Here is a 17,364-nt window from a genome sequence, read left to right as displayed (position 1 = left end):
ACGTGAACAAGTGGTGGATTCCAGCTATTACAGCTCTGGCTTTGCTCAATGGTTGCGCCAGCGTGCAGCGTGGCTCGATTCCGGTGGTGGACTCTGGCACAGCCGTGTCCAACAGCGAGCGGATCTCGGCCAACGGTGGCTTCCGTCAGACGACCATCAAGCGTCCGGCGCAGGTACAGGCTCAAAGTATTGCGCAGGACTCGGGCGTGGTGGTGATGGTGCCGGGCGGGGCTGCGGCCACTGCCGCGCCAATCAGCAGCGCGCCTATTACCCCGGGCCCGATCACTCCAGGGCCTATCGATACCTCACCGATCCAGTCCGCGCCGATCAATCAGGGCAGCTACAGCTTGCCGCCGACGCCGAGCGGAGTGCCTTCGGCCAGCTCTGGCGGGCTGTCCGCCGATGAACAACTGGATGGTCCGGTGCTGGCGCTGTTGACCACCGCTCAGCAGCAACAGGCGAGTGGCGACCTGAACGGCGCTTCCTCCAGCCTCGAGCGCGCCCAGCGTGTAGCGCCGCGTGAGCCGCAGGTGCTGTATCGCCTGGCCCAGGTACGCATGGCCCAGGGCGATGCGGCGCAGGCTGAACAGTTTGCCCGTCGCGGCCTCAGCTTCGCCAACGGTCGTCCGGACCTGCAGGCCAGCCTGTGGGCATTGATTGCCCAGGCACGCGAGAAACAGGGCGATGCCGCCGGTGCCGCTCAGGCCCGGCAGAAAGCCAAGGTGTCTCTGTGATGGATGCGCGTTTTCCAAAGATCGCCGAGCAGTTGCTGTTGATCGAGCGTGAGCTGCGGTTGCAGGGGTTGTGGGATGACACCCCGCCGAGCACCGAGGCCCTGGCCAGTGTCGAGCCGTTTGCCGTGGACACGCTGGAGTTCGAGCAATGGCTGCAGTGGATCTTCCTGCCGCGGATGAAGGCGATTCTTGAGCAGGACCTGCCTCTGCCCAGCGCCTCGGGCATCCAGGAAATGGCCGAAGTGGTATTCGCCGGTCGCGCGATGCAGGGCCGGGACCTTCAGTTGCAGATCCTGCTCAAAGAGTTTGACCAGTTGATCGTCGCCACTCGCTAAACCCTCTGCAACCGCTGCCTAGTGGCAGTGGTTGTCTATCGCCTTCTGTGTTTCCGCGATGCGTTGCTGACGCTGTTCCTCGGTCAGGCGGCGGATTCCCCCCTCTGTGTTCTCGCTCAAGCGTGGGTTGCTCTGCAACTGCGCCAGGCTGGCCCGTGCCTGTGTGCAAAAACGCCTGCGTTCGGCTTCTTGCCTGGCGACCTGCTGCTTAGCCTGGTTGCCCATGACCTGTTGCTGGGCGCCCGGCTTGTCGGGCGGCGGCGTACGGGGCGCACCTTGCGGGTTTTTTGGCAGGGTGATGGTGGTGCTAGCCACGCCTTGGGGTGGTTGGGCGTCGAAATGGGTGACTCCCTGGGCGTCGACCCATTTGTAAATCTGGCCGGCCTGGCACGGGAGGCTCAAGGCGAGCAGCAGGCCAGCGGTCATGGCGAGGGTTCGCATTTTTGAATTCCTTATCCAGGATTGCGCAATTGAAGCGCAGACACTCGTGGTTTACAGGTTTTTTCTTGCGTTCTCATGCGCTTAGTTCGAATAAAGCACATTGACGTCTTGACTTGCAGAGGGCGAAACAGAAGAATCCAAAGTCCGCTGTAGAGGGACTGCCAGAAGCAGACCCACTCGGCAGAACATGAGGCGCACATCCGCGCCGACCTGCTACACCCGCAACGCGTTACCTCGCGCTGGGTGGGAAAGCCCCGCAACACTTGGGGTACTCCCAATACTTGCTCAGTCAGTGCTGACGTAGTCGGCGACCACCGTCGCTCATGCTCTGCTGAGAAGTAAACCTATTAAGACCCGTCCCCTTTCAAGAGGGCGGTATTCTGGCGTTTTAGAGGTGAACAACGTGGAGCTTTTATCTGGCGGTGAGATGCTCGTCCGCTTTTTGCGTGACGAAGGCGTCAAATATATCTATGGGTACCCGGGTGGTGCTCTCCTTCATGTTTACGATGCCCTGTTCAAAGAACCGGAAGTGACCCACATCCTGGTTCGTCACGAGCAAGCGGCTACCCATATGGCTGACGGCTACGCCCGTGCCACCGGCAAGGCCGGCGTGGTATTGGTGACTTCCGGCCCTGGCGCGACCAATGCCATCACCGGTATCGCCACTGCCTATATGGACTCCATTCCAATGGTGATCATTTCCGGTCAGGTGCCTAGCACCATGGTCGGTACCGACGCGTTCCAGGAAACCGACATGATCGGTATCTCCCGGCCGATCGTGAAGCACAGCTTCATGATCAAGCACGCTTCGGAAATCCCGGAAGTCATGAAGAAGGCGTTCTACCTGGCGCAATCCGGTCGTCCGGGGCCAGTCGTGGTCGATGTCCCTAAGGACATGACCAATCCGGCTGAAAAGTTCGAATACGTTTTCCCTAAAAAAGCGAAGCTGCGCTCCTACAGCCCGGCTGTGCGTGGTCACTCCGGGCAAATCCGCAAGGCGGCAGAAATGCTCCTGGCGGCCAAGCGTCCTGTGCTGTACGCAGGCGGCGGCGTGATCCTCGGTGGCGGTTCCGCACCGCTGACCGAACTGGCACAAATGCTCAACCTGCCGGTCACCAATACCCTGATGGGTTTGGGTGCCTATCCTGGCACCGATCGTCAGTTCGTCGGCATGCTCGGCATGCACGGTAGCTACACCGCCAACCTGACCATGCACCATGCCGATGTGATCCTGGCAGTCGGCGCGCGTTTCGACGACCGTGTCATCAACGGCCCGGCGAAATTCTGCCCGAACGCCAAGATCATCCATGTCGACATCGACCCGGCTTCCATCTCCAAGACCATCAAGGCAGACGTGCCGATCGTGGGCCCGGTGGAGAGCGTCCTGACCGAAATGGTCGCAGCCCTCAAGGAAATCGGCGAAACCCCGAACAAGGACACAGTCGCCAGTTGGTGGAAGCAGATCGAGGAGTGGCGCGGTGATCGCGGCCTGTTCCCTTACGACAAGGGCGACGGCAGCATCATCAAGCCGCAGACCGTGATCGAGACCCTCTGCGAAGTTACCAAGGGCGACGCCTATGTGACCTCCGACGTGGGCCAGCATCAGATGTTCGCGGCGCAGTACTACCGGTTCAACAAGCCTAATCGCTGGATCAACTCCGGCGGCCTGGGCACGATGGGCTTTGGTTTCCCTGCGGCCATGGGCGTCAAGTTGAGTTTCCCTGATGCTGACGTTGCCTGTGTAACGGGCGAGGGCAGTATCCAGATGAACATTCAGGAACTGTCGACCTGCCTGCAGTACGACCTGCCGGTCAAGATCATCAACCTGAACAACGGTGCGCTGGGTATGGTGCGGCAGTGGCAGGACATGAACTACGGTAGCCGTCACTCGCATTCCTACATGGAATCGCTGCCTGATTTCGTCAAGCTGGCCGAGGCCTATGGGCACGTGGGCATTCGTGTCACGGACCTGAAGGACCTGAAGCCGAAGATGGAAGAAGCATTCGCCATGAAAGATCGTCTGGTGTTCCTCGACATCCAGGTCGATACCAGCGAGCACGTCTACCCGATGCAGATCAAAGACGGCTCCATGCGCGATATGTGGCTGAGCAAGACGGAGCGTACTTAATCATGCGGCACATTATCTCCTTGCTTCTGGAAAACGAACCGGGCGCCTTGTCTCGTGTGGTTGGCCTGTTTTCGCAGCGCAACTACAACATCGAAAGCCTGACTGTGGCGCCGACCGAAGACCCGACTCTGTCGCGTTTGACGCTGACCACCGTAGGGCACGATGAAATCATCGAGCAGATCACCAAGAACCTGAACAAGCTGGTTGAGGTGGTCAAGCTGGTCGACCTGTCGGAAAGCGCTCACATCGAACGCGAGTTGATGCTGGTCAAGGTCAAGGCCACCGGCGCCCAGCGCGCCGAGGTCAAGCGCACCACCGATATTTACCGTGGGCAGATCGTCGATGTCAGTGCCAGCGTGTATACCGTTCAATTGACCGGTACCAGCGACAAGCTCGACAGTTTCATCCAGTCGATCGGCACCGCCTCGATTCTGGAAACCGTACGCAGTGGCGTCACCGGCATTGCCCGTGGCGATAAAGTACTCAGCATCTAACTCAAATTAGCGAACGGCCTGAACGGCCTGATATAGGGGAAATTCATGAAAGTTTTCTACGATAAAGACTGCGACCTTTCGATCATCCAGGGCAAGAAAGTTGCCATCATCGGTTACGGTTCCCAAGGCCACGCTCAAGCGTGCAACCTGAAAGACTCCGGCGTTGATGTGACCGTTGGCCTGCGTAAAGGCTCGGCTACCGTTGCCAAGGCTGAAGCCCATGGCCTGAAAGTGACCGATGTGGCTGCGGCCGTTGCTGGTGCCGACCTGGTGATGATCCTGACCCCGGACGAGTTCCAGTCCCAGCTGTACAAGAACGAAATCGAGCCGAACATCAAGAAGGGCGCCACCCTGGCCTTCTCCCACGGCTTCGCGATCCACTACAACCAGGTCGTTCCGCGTGCCGATCTCGACGTGATCATGATCGCGCCGAAGGCCCCGGGCCACACCGTGCGTTCCGAGTTCGTCAAGGGTGGCGGTATCCCTGACCTGATCGCTATCTACCAGGACGCTTCCGGCAACGCCAAGAACGTTGCTCTGTCCTACGCAGCTGGCGTGGGTGGCGGCCGTACCGGCATCATTGAAACCACCTTCAAGGACGAGACTGAAACCGACCTGTTCGGCGAGCAGGCTGTTCTGTGTGGCGGTACCGTCGAGCTGGTCAAAGCCGGTTTCGAAACCCTGGTCGAAGCTGGCTACGCGCCGGAAATGGCCTACTTCGAATGCCTGCATGAACTGAAGCTGATCGTTGACCTCATGTACGAAGGCGGTATCGCCAACATGAACTACTCGATCTCCAACAACGCCGAGTACGGCGAGTACGTGACCGGCCCTGAAGTGATCAACGCCGAATCCCGTCAGGCCATGCGCAACGCCCTGAAGCGTATCCAGGACGGCGAGTACGCCAAGATGTTCATTAGCGAAGGTGCTACCGGCTACCCATCGATGACCGCCAAGCGTCGTAACAACGCTGCTCACGGTATCGAAATCATCGGTGAGCAACTGCGTTCGATGATGCCGTGGATCGGTGCCAACAAAATCGTCGACAAAGCCAAGAACTAAGTTCGAGTCTTGTCAGGGAAAACGCGGCCTAGGCCGCGTTTTTTCGTTTGGATAGACAGGTTCTGGTATAAAGCTGGATCCTTTGTGGTCCAATCATGACCCTGGGTATCGTCGAAACTTTTCACACCGTTGCAAGGTAATGTCCATGAGCGAACGTCCCGAAGAGCCAAACCAGGCCTCTGACGCCGAAAGCCTGCTACCCGTCGATGAGCATGTCGAAGAAGGGCATGACGCTGAAGGCCGTAAAGTCCGGCATCGTGGTATCTATCTGCTGCCGAATCTCTTCACCACCGCGAACCTGTTCGCCGGTTTCTACTCGATCATCAATTCCATGAGTGCCCAGAGCGCGTTGAGCGCCGGTGACGCGGCAGGAGCGAGCAGGTATTTCGCGTTCGCGGCCATCGCGATCTTTGTCGCCATGGTGCTCGATGGCCTGGACGGGCGCGTAGCCCGCATGACCAATACCCAGAGTGCTTTTGGCGCTGAGTATGACTCGCTGTCCGACATGGTTGCCTTCGGCGTCGCGCCTGCCTTGCTGGCATTCGGTTGGGCGCTGGGCGATATGGGCAAGGTCGGCTGGATGGTCGCCTTCATCTATGTAGCTGGCGCGGCGTTGCGCCTGGCCCGTTTCAACACCCAGGTGGGTACTGCCGACAAACGCTATTTCATCGGCTTGGCCAGTCCGGCCGCGGCGGGGGTGGTGGCCGGTATCGTCTGGGCATTCAGCGATTACGGCATCCAGGGTTCGAAGATGTCGTTCCTGGTGGCGCTGATGGTAGCGGCGGCCGGCATGCTGATGGTCAGTAATATCAAGTACAACAGCTTCAAGGAGTTGGATCTGAAGGGGCGTGTACCTTTCGTGGCGATCCTCGCCGTGGTTCTGGTGTTCGCCGTGGTCTTCAGTGATCCGCCGCGGATTCTGCTGCTGGTTTTCCTCGCCTACGCAGCCTCTGGCCCGATTCAGTACTTGTTGCGCCTTCGTCGACGCAAAACGTTGCCTTAATGTAATTTCCCCCATACTCCGCAGTCTATTGGTGCATCAGTCCTCCAATGCTGCGGAGTTGCCATGTTGATCAAAATCCCCAAGTCGTCTGACTGCAAAGAGTCGGACGTCACGCCTGAATCCCTTTACATCTCTCGCCGTAGCCTGTTGGGTGGGACCATTGCCGGTCTAGCCGTCAGTGCGCTGCCGCGTTGGGCCAGTGCCGAAGGCGCGGGACGCTATCCGGATGTCGAGCCTGGAAAGGCACCGTCATGGTTTGCGCAAAAGCTGCCGGAAACCAAATGGCAGGCGGTCAACGTCAAGGATGAGGCGATCACCCCGTTCAAGGATGCCACTCACTACAACAACTTCTATGAGTTCGGTACCGACAAGGGCGATCCGGCTGCCAATGCCGGTGCGCTGAAAACCGAGCCCTGGAGCGTGGTGGTGGACGGGGAAGTGGGTAAGCCAGGACGTTATGCGCTGGAAGACTTCATGAAGCCTTATCAGTTGGAAGAGCGGATCTACCGGCTGCGCTGTGTCGAGGCCTGGTCCATGGTAATTCCCTGGATCGGTTTCCCGATTTCCGAACTGCTCAAGCAGGTCGAGCCAACTTCCAAGGCTAAATACATCCGCTTCGAAACCCTTCAGGACCCTAAAAGCATGCCCGGCCAGCGTTCGGGGTTTGCCTTGATCGACTGGCCTTATGTAGAGGGCTTGCGCCTGGATGAGGCGATGCACCCGCTGGCAATTCTTGCCGTGGGGATGTACGGCCGCGAGCTGCCCAACCAGAACGGCGCGCCGTTGCGTTTGGTGGTGCCCTGGAAGTACGGCTTCAAGAGCATCAAGTCCATCGTGCGCATCAGTCTGGTGGAGCAGCAGCCGAAAACCACCTGGCAAAGCATTGCCGCCAATGAGTACGGCTTTTACGCGAACGTGAATCCTACGGTTGATCACCCTCGCTGGACTCAGGCGCGCGAGCGTCGGCTGCCCAGCGGCCTGTTCAGTCCTAATGTGCGTGAGACGCTGATGTTCAACGGCTACGGGGATGAAGTCGCTTCTTTATATACCGGCCTGGATCTGCGGAAGAATTACTGATGCGCTATCCACTCTGGCGCCTTGGCGTCTTTATTGTTGCGGCTGTCTGGCCTTTGCTCTGGTTGTACCAAGCCTGGGCCTCCGTTCTCGGACCCGATCCAGGGAAAGTGTTGGTCGATCGTCTGGGGTTGGGGACGCTGATCTTTTTGCTGATCACCCTGAGCATGACCCCCCTGCAGAAACTGACGGGGTGGGCGGGATGGATCGCGGTGCGGCGACAGCTCGGTTTGTGGTGCTTTGCTTATGTGGTGCTGCATTTAAGTGCCTACGCGGTATTTATCCTCGGGCTCGACTGGTCACAGCTGGGGGTGGAGTTGCGTAAGCGGCCCTACATTATTGTAGGAAGCCTGGGGTTCCTCGGGTTGTTGGCCTTGGCGGTGACTTCCAATAGATATAGCCAGCGTCGTCTGGGTAGTCGTTGGAAGAAACTGCATCGGTTGGTCTACGTCATTCTTGGGCTGGGTTTACTGCATATGCTCTGGATTGTTCGGGCCGATCTTAAAGAGTGGGCTGTCTATGCATCTATCGGCGCATTGTTATTACTGTTGCGGTTACCGCCAGTGACGCGCCGAATCCCTCGATTACTAGTGAAAAAACCATCTTCTGCAACAAAAGCGTAATTAGGGGTTGACGGCAGATTCTGGAAGTCTATAATTCGCCCCACTTCCGGCGCAGTCGAAACGGAAAACTCCTTGAGATTCAACGAGTTACGAGGTTTTCGGCAGCGGCACGCTTCAGTTCATCGAAGCCCGAAGGAGTCGGTTCGGCAGCGTGTTTTCGCCGAATTGACGGTTCGATCTTCTCGGTCGAAAGCGGAGAAAAAGAGGTGTTGACAGCAGCGTGTAACGCTGTAGAATTCGCCTCCCGCTGACGAGAGATCGGAAGCGCAAGTGGTTGAAGTTGCAAAGGAAACTTTGAAAACTTCTTAAAATAACCGCTTGACAGATGCAGAGGCTGCTGTAGAATGCGCGCCTCGGTTGAGACGAAAGACTTAACCAACCGCTCTTTAACAACTGAATCAAGCAATTCGTGTGGGTGCTTGTGGAGTCAGACTGATAGTCAGAAAGATTATCAGCATCACAAGTTGCTCCGCGAGAAATCAAAGATGTAACCAACGATTGCTGAGCCAAGTTTAGGGTTTTCTCAAAACCCAAAGATGTTTGAACTGAAGAGTTTGATCATGGCTCAGATTGAACGCTGGCGGCAGGCCTAACACATGCAAGTCGAGCGGTAGAGAGGTGCTTGCACCTCTTGAGAGCGGCGGACGGGTGAGTAATGCCTAGGAATCTGCCTGGTAGTGGGGGATAACGTCCGGAAACGGACGCTAATACCGCATACGTCCTACGGGAGAAAGCAGGGGACCTTCGGGCCTTGCGCTATCAGATGAGCCTAGGTCGGATTAGCTAGTTGGTGAGGTAATGGCTCACCAAGGCGACGATCCGTAACTGGTCTGAGAGGATGATCAGTCACACTGGAACTGAGACACGGTCCAGACTCCTACGGGAGGCAGCAGTGGGGAATATTGGACAATGGGCGAAAGCCTGATCCAGCCATGCCGCGTGTGTGAAGAAGGTCTTCGGATTGTAAAGCACTTTAAGTTGGGAGGAAGGGTACTTACCTAATACGTGAGTATTTTGACGTTACCGACAGAATAAGCACCGGCTAACTCTGTGCCAGCAGCCGCGGTAATACAGAGGGTGCAAGCGTTAATCGGAATTACTGGGCGTAAAGCGCGCGTAGGTGGTTCGTTAAGTTGGATGTGAAATCCCCGGGCTCAACCTGGGAACTGCATCCAAAACTGGCGAGCTAGAGTATGGTAGAGGGTGGTGGAATTTCCTGTGTAGCGGTGAAATGCGTAGATATAGGAAGGAACACCAGTGGCGAAGGCGACCACCTGGACTGATACTGACACTGAGGTGCGAAAGCGTGGGGAGCAAACAGGATTAGATACCCTGGTAGTCCACGCCGTAAACGATGTCAACTAGCCGTTGGGAGCCTTGAGCTCTTAGTGGCGCAGCTAACGCATTAAGTTGACCGCCTGGGGAGTACGGCCGCAAGGTTAAAACTCAAATGAATTGACGGGGGCCCGCACAAGCGGTGGAGCATGTGGTTTAATTCGAAGCAACGCGAAGAACCTTACCAGGCCTTGACATCCAATGAACTTTCCAGAGATGGATTGGTGCCTTCGGGAGCATTGAGACAGGTGCTGCATGGCTGTCGTCAGCTCGTGTCGTGAGATGTTGGGTTAAGTCCCGTAACGAGCGCAACCCTTGTCCTTAGTTACCAGCACGTTATGGTGGGCACTCTAAGGAGACTGCCGGTGACAAACCGGAGGAAGGTGGGGATGACGTCAAGTCATCATGGCCCTTACGGCCTGGGCTACACACGTGCTACAATGGTCGGTACAGAGGGTTGCCAAGCCGCGAGGTGGAGCTAATCCCACAAAACCGATCGTAGTCCGGATCGCAGTCTGCAACTCGACTGCGTGAAGTCGGAATCGCTAGTAATCGCGAATCAGAATGTCGCGGTGAATACGTTCCCGGGCCTTGTACACACCGCCCGTCACACCATGGGAGTGGGTTGCACCAGAAGTAGCTAGTCTAACCTTCGGGAGGACGGTTACCACGGTGTGATTCATGACTGGGGTGAAGTCGTAACAAGGTAGCCGTAGGGGAACCTGCGGCTGGATCACCTCCTTAATCGACGACATCAGCTGCTTCATAAGCTCCCACACGAATTGCTTGATTCATTGAAGAAGACGATTGGGTCTGTAGCTCAGTTGGTTAGAGCGCACCCCTGATAAGGGTGAGGTCGGCAGTTCGAATCTGCCCAGACCCACCAATTACTGGTGCACCCTGTAGCGATACGGGGCCATAGCTCAGCTGGGAGAGCGCCTGCCTTGCACGCAGGAGGTCAGCGGTTCGATCCCGCTTGGCTCCACCATTACAGATTGGTGTCCATCGTTTAAAGCTTAGAAATGAGCATTCCGCTGATAGGCGATGAATGTTGATTTCTGATCTTTATCAGAATCGTTCTTTAAAAATTTGGGTATGTGATAGAAAGATAGACTGAATGGCACTTTCACTGGTGTTTATTCAGGCTAAGGTAAAATTTGTGAGTTTAATCGCGAATTTTCGGCGAATGTCGTCTTCACAGTATAACCAGATTGCTTGGGGTTATATGGTCAAGTGAAGAAGCGCATACGGTGGATGCCTTGGCAGTCAGAGGCGATGAAAGACGTGGTAGCCTGCGAAAAGCTTCGGGGAGTCGGCAAACAGACTTTGATCCGGAGATGTCTGAATGGGGGAACCCAGCCATCATAAGATGGTTATCTTGTACTGAATACATAGGTGCAAGAAGCGAACCAGGGGAACTGAAACATCTAAGTACCCTGAGGAAAAGAAATCAACCGAGATTCCCTTAGTAGTGGCGAGCGAACGGGGACTAGCCCTTAAGTGGCTTTGAGATTAGCGGAACGCTCTGGAAAGTGCGGCCATAGTGGGTGATAGCCCTGTACGCGAAAGTCTCTTAGTCATGAAATCGAGTAGGACGGAGCACGAGAAACTTTGTCTGAATATGGGGGGACCATCCTCCAAGGCTAAATACTACTGACTGACCGATAGTGAACTAGTACCGTGAGGGAAAGGCGAAAAGAACCCCGGAGAGGGGAGTGAAATAGATCCTGAAACCGTATGCGTACAAGCAGTGGGAGCAGACTTTGTTCTGTGACTGCGTACCTTTTGTATAATGGGTCAGCGACTTATATTCAGTGGCGAGCTTAACCGAATAGGGGAGGCGTAGCGAAAGCGAGTCTTAATAGGGCGTTTAGTCGCTGGGTATAGACCCGAAACCGGGCGATCTATCCATGGGCAGGTTGAAGGTTAGGTAACACTGACTGGAGGACCGAACCGACTACCGTTGAAAAGTTAGCGGATGACCTGTGGATCGGAGTGAAAGGCTAATCAAGCTCGGAGATAGCTGGTTCTCCTCGAAAGCTATTTAGGTAGCGCCTCATGTATCACTGTAGGGGGTAGAGCACTGTTTCGGCTAGGGGGTCATCCCGACTTACCAAACCGATGCAAACTCCGAATACCTACAAGTGCCGAGCATGGGAGACACACGGCGGGTGCTAACGTCCGTCGTGAAAAGGGAAACAACCCAGACCGTCAGCTAAGGTCCCAAAGTTATGGTTAAGTGGGAAACGATGTGGGAAGGCTTAGACAGCTAGGAGGTTGGCTTAGAAGCAGCCACCCTTTAAAGAAAGCGTAATAGCTCACTAGTCGAGTCGGCCTGCGCGGAAGATGTAACGGGGCTCAAACCATACACCGAAGCTACGGGTATCACGTAAGTGATGCGGTAGAGGAGCGTTCTGTAAGCCTGTGAAGGTGAGTTGAGAAGCTTGCTGGAGGTATCAGAAGTGCGAATGCTGACATGAGTAACGACAATGGGTGTGAAAAACACCCACGCCGAAAGACCAAGGTTTCCTGCGCAACGTTAATCGACGCAGGGTTAGTCGGTCCCTAAGGCGAGGCTGAAAAGCGTAGTCGATGGAAAACAGGTTAATATTCCTGTACTTCTAGTTATTGCGATGGAGGGACGGAGAAGGCTAGGCCAGCTTGGCGTTGGTTGTCCAAGTTTAAGGTGGTAGGCTGGAATCTTAGGTAAATCCGGGGTTCCAAGGCCGAGAGCTGATGACGAGTTACCTTTCAGGTGACGAAGTGGTTGATGCCATGCTTCCAAGAAAAGCTTCTAAGCTTCAGATAACTAGGAACCGTACCCCAAACCGACACAGGTGGTTGGGTAGAGAATACCAAGGCGCTTGAGAGAACTCGGGTGAAGGAACTAGGCAAAATGGCACCGTAACTTCGGGAGAAGGTGCGCCGGTGAGGGTGAAGGACTTGCTCCGTAAGCCCATGCCGGTCGAAGATACCAGGCCGCTGCGACTGTTTATTAAAAACACAGCACTCTGCAAACACGAAAGTGGACGTATAGGGTGTGACGCCTGCCCGGTGCCGGAAGGTTAATTGATGGGGTTAGCTAACGCGAAGCTCTTGATCGAAGCCCCGGTAAACGGCGGCCGTAACTATAACGGTCCTAAGGTAGCGAAATTCCTTGTCGGGTAAGTTCCGACCTGCACGAATGGCGTAACGATGGCGGCGCTGTCTCCACCCGAGACTCAGTGAAATTGAAATCGCTGTGAAGATGCAGTGTATCCGCGGCTAGACGGAAAGACCCCGTGAACCTTTACTATAGCTTTGCACTGGACTTTGAATTTGCTTGTGTAGGATAGGTGGGAGGCTTTGAAGCGTGGACGCCAGTTCGCGTGGAGCCATCCTTGAAATACCACCCTGGCAACTTTGAGGTTCTAACTCAGGTCCGTCATCCGGATCGAGGACAGTGTATGGTGGGTAGTTTGACTGGGGCGGTCTCCTCCTAAAGAGTAACGGAGGAGTACGAAGGTGCGCTCAGACCGGTCGGAAATCGGTCGTAGAGTATAAAGGCAAAAGCGCGCTTGACTGCGAGACAGACACGTCGAGCAGGTACGAAAGTAGGTCTTAGTGATCCGGTGGTTCTGTATGGAAGGGCCATCGCTCAACGGATAAAAGGTACTCCGGGGATAACAGGCTGATACCGCCCAAGAGTTCATATCGACGGCGGTGTTTGGCACCTCGATGTCGGCTCATCACATCCTGGGGCTGAAGCCGGTCCCAAGGGTATGGCTGTTCGCCATTTAAAGTGGTACGCGAGCTGGGTTTAGAACGTCGTGAGACAGTTCGGTCCCTATCTGCCGTGGACGTTTGAGATTTGAGAGGGGCTGCTCCTAGTACGAGAGGACCGGAGTGGACGAACCTCTGGTGTTCCGGTTGTCACGCCAGTGGCATTGCCGGGTAGCTATGTTCGGAAAAGATAACCGCTGAAAGCATCTAAGCGGGAAACTTGCCTCAAGATGAGATCTCACTGGAACCTTGAGTTCCCTAAAGGGCCGTCGAAGACTACGACGTTGATAGGTTGGGTGTGTAAGCGCTGTGAGGCGTTGAGCTAACCAATACTAATTGCCCGTGAGGCTTGACCATATAACACCCAAGCAATTTGCTTAAACAGCGGATTGCGGTGTGTGAAGACGAAACGAACCGAAAGTTTGCACGACTCACAACAGCACCATAAAGCTATTACATACCCAATTTGCCGAAGCGTCGAAAGACGAGTTGGCACACCGAATTTCTTGACGACCATAGAGCATTGGAACCACCTGATCCCATCCCGAACTCAGAAGTGAAACGATGCATCGCCGATGGTAGTGTGGGGTTTCCCCATGTGAGAGTAGGTCATCGTCAAGATTAAATTCCAAAACCCCAATTGCGAGAGCAGTTGGGGTTTTGTCTTTGGCGCGTAGAAAAACGGTTCTTATCTCCAAACAATTTTGCACAGTTATTTTCGGGACGGACCTCTAGAATAGCTCCAAGCCTTTTCAGAGCCAGAGCCTTGTATGTCAGATACGGTTGACGCCCCCGGGCTGTCGGAGTTGCCGCTGGACGACCTGGTGGCCTGCCACGAATGCGATTTGCTGATGCGCAAGCCAGAGCTGGCCCACGGAGAAAAAGCCCAGTGCCCCCGCTGCGGTTACGAGCTATACGCACATCGCCATAACGTTGTGGATCGCAGCTTGGCGTTGGTTATTGCCGCGCTACTGCTCTATGTCCCCGCGAATTTTTTACCGATCATGCAGCTCAATCTACTCGGACAATCCTCTGAGGACACCGTGTGGAGCGGCGTCGTCGGGTTGTTCAATACCGATATGCAAGGCGTGGCGGTGGTGGTGTTTCTCTGCAGCATGGGCATTCCATTGCTCAAGCTGGTCTGCCAGTTGCTCGTGCTCCTGAGCATTCGCCTGGACACAGGTCGCAGTTACGGCCTGCTGCTGTACCGCATTTATCACCACTTGCGGGACTGGGGCATGCTCGAGGTCTACCTGATGGGCGTATTGGTCGCCATCGTCAAGCTGGCGGACCTGGCTGCCATGACGGTCGGCCTGGGTCTGGTGTGTTTTGTCAGCTTGTTATTGGTCCAGGTATGGCTGGAGGTCGTCATGTCGCCCCATCAGATATGGGATGCCTTGGCCGGGGAGGATGGGCATGAGGGCAATTGATGCGGGCATTCTGGTTTGTAACGAATGCCATGAGCTGAACAGGCAGGAACCCGGTACCGATGAGCAGACCTGTACCCGCTGCGGGGCTCTGGTGCATGCTCGTCGCCCCAACAGCATCATGCGCACCTGGGCGCTGCTGATTACCGCGGCGATCCTGTATATCCCTGCCAATGTGCTGCCGATCATGACGGTGACATCGCTGGGCCAGGGCGATCCCAGCACTATCATGTCCGGGGTGGTCCAGTTGGTGCAGCACGGCATGATCCCGATTGCCGCGGTGGTGTTCATCGCCAGTATCCTGGTGCCCACTTTCAAGCTGGTGGGGATTGCCCTGTTGCTGTTTTCGGTTCAGCGCCACCAGCCGTTATCGGCGCAGCAACGTATTTTGATGTACCGCTTTATCGAGTTCATCGGCCGCTGGTCGATGCTGGATATCTTTGTGATTGCCATCCTGGTGGCGGTGGTGAACTTCGGCCGGCTTGCCAGTATCGAGGCCAATCTTGGTGCAGTGGCCTTTGCCAGCGTGGTGATTCTGACGATGCTCGCCGCAGTAACTTTTGATCCCCGACTGATCTGGGATAACACGGAGTCGGACGACGACAATGAGTGATTTGCCTAAAGCTAAAACCCGTCCGGCTTCGAACTGGTCGGCCATCTGGGTCCTGCCCCTGATCGCGTTGCTGATTGGCGGATGGTTGGGCTGGCGTGCCTACAGCCAGACCGGTATCGAGATCCAGGTGCGTTTCGAAAGCGGCGAAGGCATCCAGGCCAACAAGACCGAGGTGGTCTACAAAGGGATGTCGGTGGGTAAGGTCAAGGCCCTGGCCCTGGATGACGAAGGCAACACCAAAGGGGTGATTGCCACTGTCGAGATGAACAAGGATGTCCAGCAATACCTGAAAAGCAGCACCCGCTTCTGGCTGGTCAAGCCGAGCGTGACCCTGGCTGGGATCACCGGGTTGGAGACGCTGGTTTCGGGTAACTACATCGCCATCAGCCCGGGTGAGGGCGAGCCTGCGCGCAAGTTCAAGGCGCTGGTCGAAGAACCGCCACTATCGGATGCCAAGCCGGGTCTGCACTTGACCATCAAGGCGGATCGCCTGGGATCGCTGAACCGTGGCAGCCCGGTGTTCTACAAGCAGATCCAGGTGGGCCAGGTGAAAAGCTACCTGCTCTCCGAAGACCAGAACACCGTCGAGATCAAGGTCTTTATCGAGCCGACCTACGCCAGCCTGGTGCGCAAACATACGCGTTTCTGGAACGCCAGCGGCATCAGCATCGATGCCAACCTGTCCGGTGTGAAAGTGCGTAGCGAATCCCTGGCCAGCATCGTCGCCGGCGGTATCGCCTTCGCCACCCCGGAGAATCGCCGGGACAGCCCGCCCACCGACCCGACCCTGCCGTTTCGTCTCTACGAGGACTTCGACGCGGCGCAGGCGGGCATCCGGGTCAAGGTCAAGCTGAGTGACTTCGAAGGGCTCCAGGCGGGCCGCACGCCAGTCATGTACAAGGGGATTCAGGTCGGTAACCTGAAGGCCCTCAAGGTCGACCCCGATCTGTCCAGCGCCACGGCGGAACTGACCCTGGATCCCTTGGCCGAGGATTACCTGGTGCAAGGCACCCAGTTCTGGGTGGTCAAGCCTTCGATCTCCCTGGCGGGTATCACCGGTCTGGAGGCCCTGGTCAAAGGCAACTACATCGCGGTGCGCCCAGGTGACAAGGGCGGCGCTCCGCAACGCGAGTTCGAGGCGCGGCCCAAGGCGCCGCCGCTGGACTTGCGCTCCCCTGGCCTGCACCTGGTGCTGTTCACCGAAAACCTCGGTTCGCTGGAGGTGGGCAGCCCGATTCTGTACAAGCAGGTCAAAGTCGGCTCGGTGCAGAGCTACCAGTTCTCGCGGACCCGCAAGCAGTTGGTCATCGGCGTGCATATCGAGAAGGAGTACGAAGGGCTGGTAAACGGTTCGACGCGCTTCTGGAACGCCAGCGGCGTCACCTTGACCGGCGGCCTGACCGGCGGCATCCAGGTCAAGAGCGAGTCACTGCAAAGCCTGATGGCCGGCGGGATCGCCTTTGACACGCCGGAACCCAATGTGCCGCTGAAAAAGCGCATCCCGCGCTTTCGCCTGTATGCCGACAAGGAACAGGCGACACAGAAGGGCACGCTGATCAGCATCAAGGTCGATCGTGCCGATGGCCTGCGTTCGGGCACGCCTATCCGCTTCAAGGGGCTGGATGTCGGCAAGGTCGAAGACGTCGACCTGAGCAGCGACCTGCAGTCGGTGCTGCTCAAGGCCCGGATCACCGAAGTGCCGGAGCGTATCGCGCGGGTCGGCAGCCAGTTCTGGGTGGTGAAGCCGGAGCTTGGGTTGATCAAGACCGCCAACCTGGAAACCCTGGTGACCGGGCAGTACATCGACGTGCAGCCGGCGGCGAAGAACCTCGGCGTGCAAACCAGCTTTGTCGCCTTGCCCCAGCCACCGGAGACCGCGGTCGCCGAGGCCGGCCTGAGCCTGGTGCTGAGCGCGGCGCGGCGCGGCTCGTTGAAGGTCGGCGTGCCGGTGACCTACCGTGAAGTGACCGTAGGCAAGGTCACGGGCTATGAGCTGGGGCAGACCGCCGACCGGGTCCTGATCCATATCCTGATCGAGCCCAAGTATGCGCCGCTGGTGCGTGGCGGCACGCGTTTCTGGAACAGCAGCGGGTTCGGTATCGATATCGGCCTGTTCAAGGGCGCAACGGTCCGCACCGAGTCGCTGGAAACCCTGATCCAGGGTGGCATCGCCTTTGCCACGCCGGATGGCGAGCGCATGGGCAGCCCGGCGCGGTCGGAGCAAACCTTCCCGTTGTTCGACAAGTTCGAGGACGAGTGGCTGAGCTGGGCGCCGAAAATTCCGTTGGCTAAGTAGCCCTTGTAGGCGCCTTGCCCGCGACGGCTATCTGACA

The 17,364-nt window shown here is 56.7% G+C and carries 12 protein-coding genes, 2 tRNA genes and 3 rRNA genes; 16 read left to right on the top strand and 1 reads right to left on the bottom strand.

Going from position 1 to position 17,364, the window contains the following annotated elements; genetic code table 11:
• Nucleotides 1-2: 2 nt before the first annotated feature.
• Complete coding sequence (locus IF690_RS25260; protein ID WP_202697820.1) at nt 3-734, top strand: tetratricopeptide repeat protein; 732 nt, start codon at nt 3-5, stop codon at nt 732-734.
• Nucleotides 734-1,069 (top strand): YqcC family protein, encoded by a 336-nt coding sequence (locus tag IF690_RS25255; RefSeq protein ID WP_202697819.1) that lies wholly within the window; start codon nt 734-736, stop codon nt 1,067-1,069. The genes IF690_RS25260 and IF690_RS25255 overlap by 1 nt, the downstream gene beginning before the upstream one ends.
• An 18-nt stretch (nt 1,070-1,087) precedes the next feature.
• Here IF690_RS25255 and IF690_RS25250 read toward each other — a convergent pair whose 3' ends face one another.
• Entirely contained in the window at nt 1,088-1,510 is a 423-nt protein-coding gene (locus IF690_RS25250; RefSeq protein ID WP_202697818.1) for a DUF4124 domain-containing protein, read from the bottom strand.
• 403 nt (nt 1,511-1,913) lie between these two features.
• On the opposite strand from IF690_RS25250, the gene IF690_RS25245 reads away from it, so the two are divergent.
• From IF690_RS25245 to IF690_RS25180, 14 genes are all read left to right on the top strand, one after another.
• The gene (locus IF690_RS25245) at nt 1,914-3,638 is read left to right on the top strand and encodes an acetolactate synthase 3 large subunit (protein WP_007924621.1); all 1,725 of its coding nucleotides are present in this window, start codon (nt 1,914-1,916) and stop codon (nt 3,636-3,638) included.
• A gap of 2 nt (nt 3,639-3,640) precedes the next feature.
• A complete protein-coding gene (gene ilvN / locus IF690_RS25240; RefSeq protein WP_007924620.1) occupies nt 3,641-4,132 on the top strand; it encodes an acetolactate synthase small subunit in 492 nt (163 codons plus the stop codon).
• Between the two features lie 45 nt (nt 4,133-4,177).
• Nucleotides 4,178-5,194, top strand: coding sequence for a ketol-acid reductoisomerase (gene ilvC, locus IF690_RS25235; RefSeq protein ID WP_007959661.1), 1,017 nt, complete (start codon nt 4,178-4,180; stop codon nt 5,192-5,194).
• A gap of 145 nt (nt 5,195-5,339) precedes the next feature.
• The gene (gene pssA, locus IF690_RS25230; RefSeq protein WP_202701728.1) at nt 5,340-6,197 is read left to right on the top strand and encodes a CDP-diacylglycerol--serine O-phosphatidyltransferase; all 858 of its coding nucleotides are present in this window, start codon (nt 5,340-5,342) and stop codon (nt 6,195-6,197) included.
• 63 nt (nt 6,198-6,260) lie between these two features.
• Nucleotides 6,261-7,274 carry a protein-methionine-sulfoxide reductase catalytic subunit MsrP gene (msrP, locus tag IF690_RS25225; RefSeq protein WP_202697817.1) on the top strand — a complete coding sequence of 338 codons (1,014 nt, stop codon included), beginning with the start codon at nt 6,261-6,263 and terminating at the stop codon, nt 7,272-7,274.
• Entirely contained in the window at nt 7,274-7,894 is a 621-nt protein-coding gene (gene msrQ, locus IF690_RS25220) for a protein-methionine-sulfoxide reductase heme-binding subunit MsrQ (RefSeq protein ID WP_202697816.1), read from the top strand. The genes msrP and msrQ overlap by 1 nt, the downstream gene beginning before the upstream one ends.
• Before the next feature lie 542 nt (nt 7,895-8,436).
• Nucleotides 8,437-9,973 (top strand): 16S ribosomal RNA (locus IF690_RS25215).
• 65 nt (nt 9,974-10,038) lie between these two features.
• Nucleotides 10,039-10,115, top strand: a tRNA-Ile gene (locus IF690_RS25210).
• A 26-nt stretch (nt 10,116-10,141) separates the two neighbouring features.
• A tRNA-Ala gene (locus IF690_RS25205) sits at nt 10,142-10,217 on the top strand.
• 239 nt (nt 10,218-10,456) lie between these two features.
• Nucleotides 10,457-13,348: ribosomal RNA gene (locus IF690_RS25200) — 23S ribosomal RNA — on the top strand.
• Nucleotides 13,349-13,496: 148 nt separating this feature from the next.
• Nucleotides 13,497-13,612: ribosomal RNA gene (gene rrf / locus IF690_RS25195) — 5S ribosomal RNA — on the top strand.
• The 16S, 23S and 5S rRNA genes sit together here with 2 tRNA genes alongside, the layout of an rRNA operon.
• A gap of 149 nt (nt 13,613-13,761) precedes the next feature.
• Nucleotides 13,762-14,421 carry a paraquat-inducible protein A gene (locus IF690_RS25190; RefSeq protein ID WP_202697815.1) on the top strand — a complete coding sequence of 220 codons (660 nt, stop codon included), beginning with the start codon at nt 13,762-13,764 and terminating at the stop codon, nt 14,419-14,421.
• Nucleotides 14,408-15,031, top strand: coding sequence for a paraquat-inducible protein A (locus IF690_RS25185; protein ID WP_202697814.1), 624 nt, complete (start codon nt 14,408-14,410; stop codon nt 15,029-15,031). The genes IF690_RS25190 and IF690_RS25185 overlap by 14 nt, the downstream gene beginning before the upstream one ends.
• Nucleotides 15,024-17,327: a PqiB family protein gene (locus IF690_RS25180; protein ID WP_202697813.1), complete on the top strand. Its 2,304-nt coding sequence runs from the start codon at nt 15,024-15,026 to the stop codon at nt 17,325-17,327. The genes IF690_RS25185 and IF690_RS25180 overlap by 8 nt, the downstream gene beginning before the upstream one ends.
• Nucleotides 17,328-17,364: the final 37 nt, after the last annotated feature.

Origin of the sequence: Pseudomonas sp. SK3(2021) (assembly GCF_016772375.1) — a bacterium.
Classification (GTDB): domain Bacteria; phylum Pseudomonadota; class Gammaproteobacteria; order Pseudomonadales; family Pseudomonadaceae; genus Aquipseudomonas; species Aquipseudomonas chlororaphis_I.
Note: the sequence above shows the minus strand (reverse complement) of the source record. Positions and strands in the feature narration are given on the sequence as shown.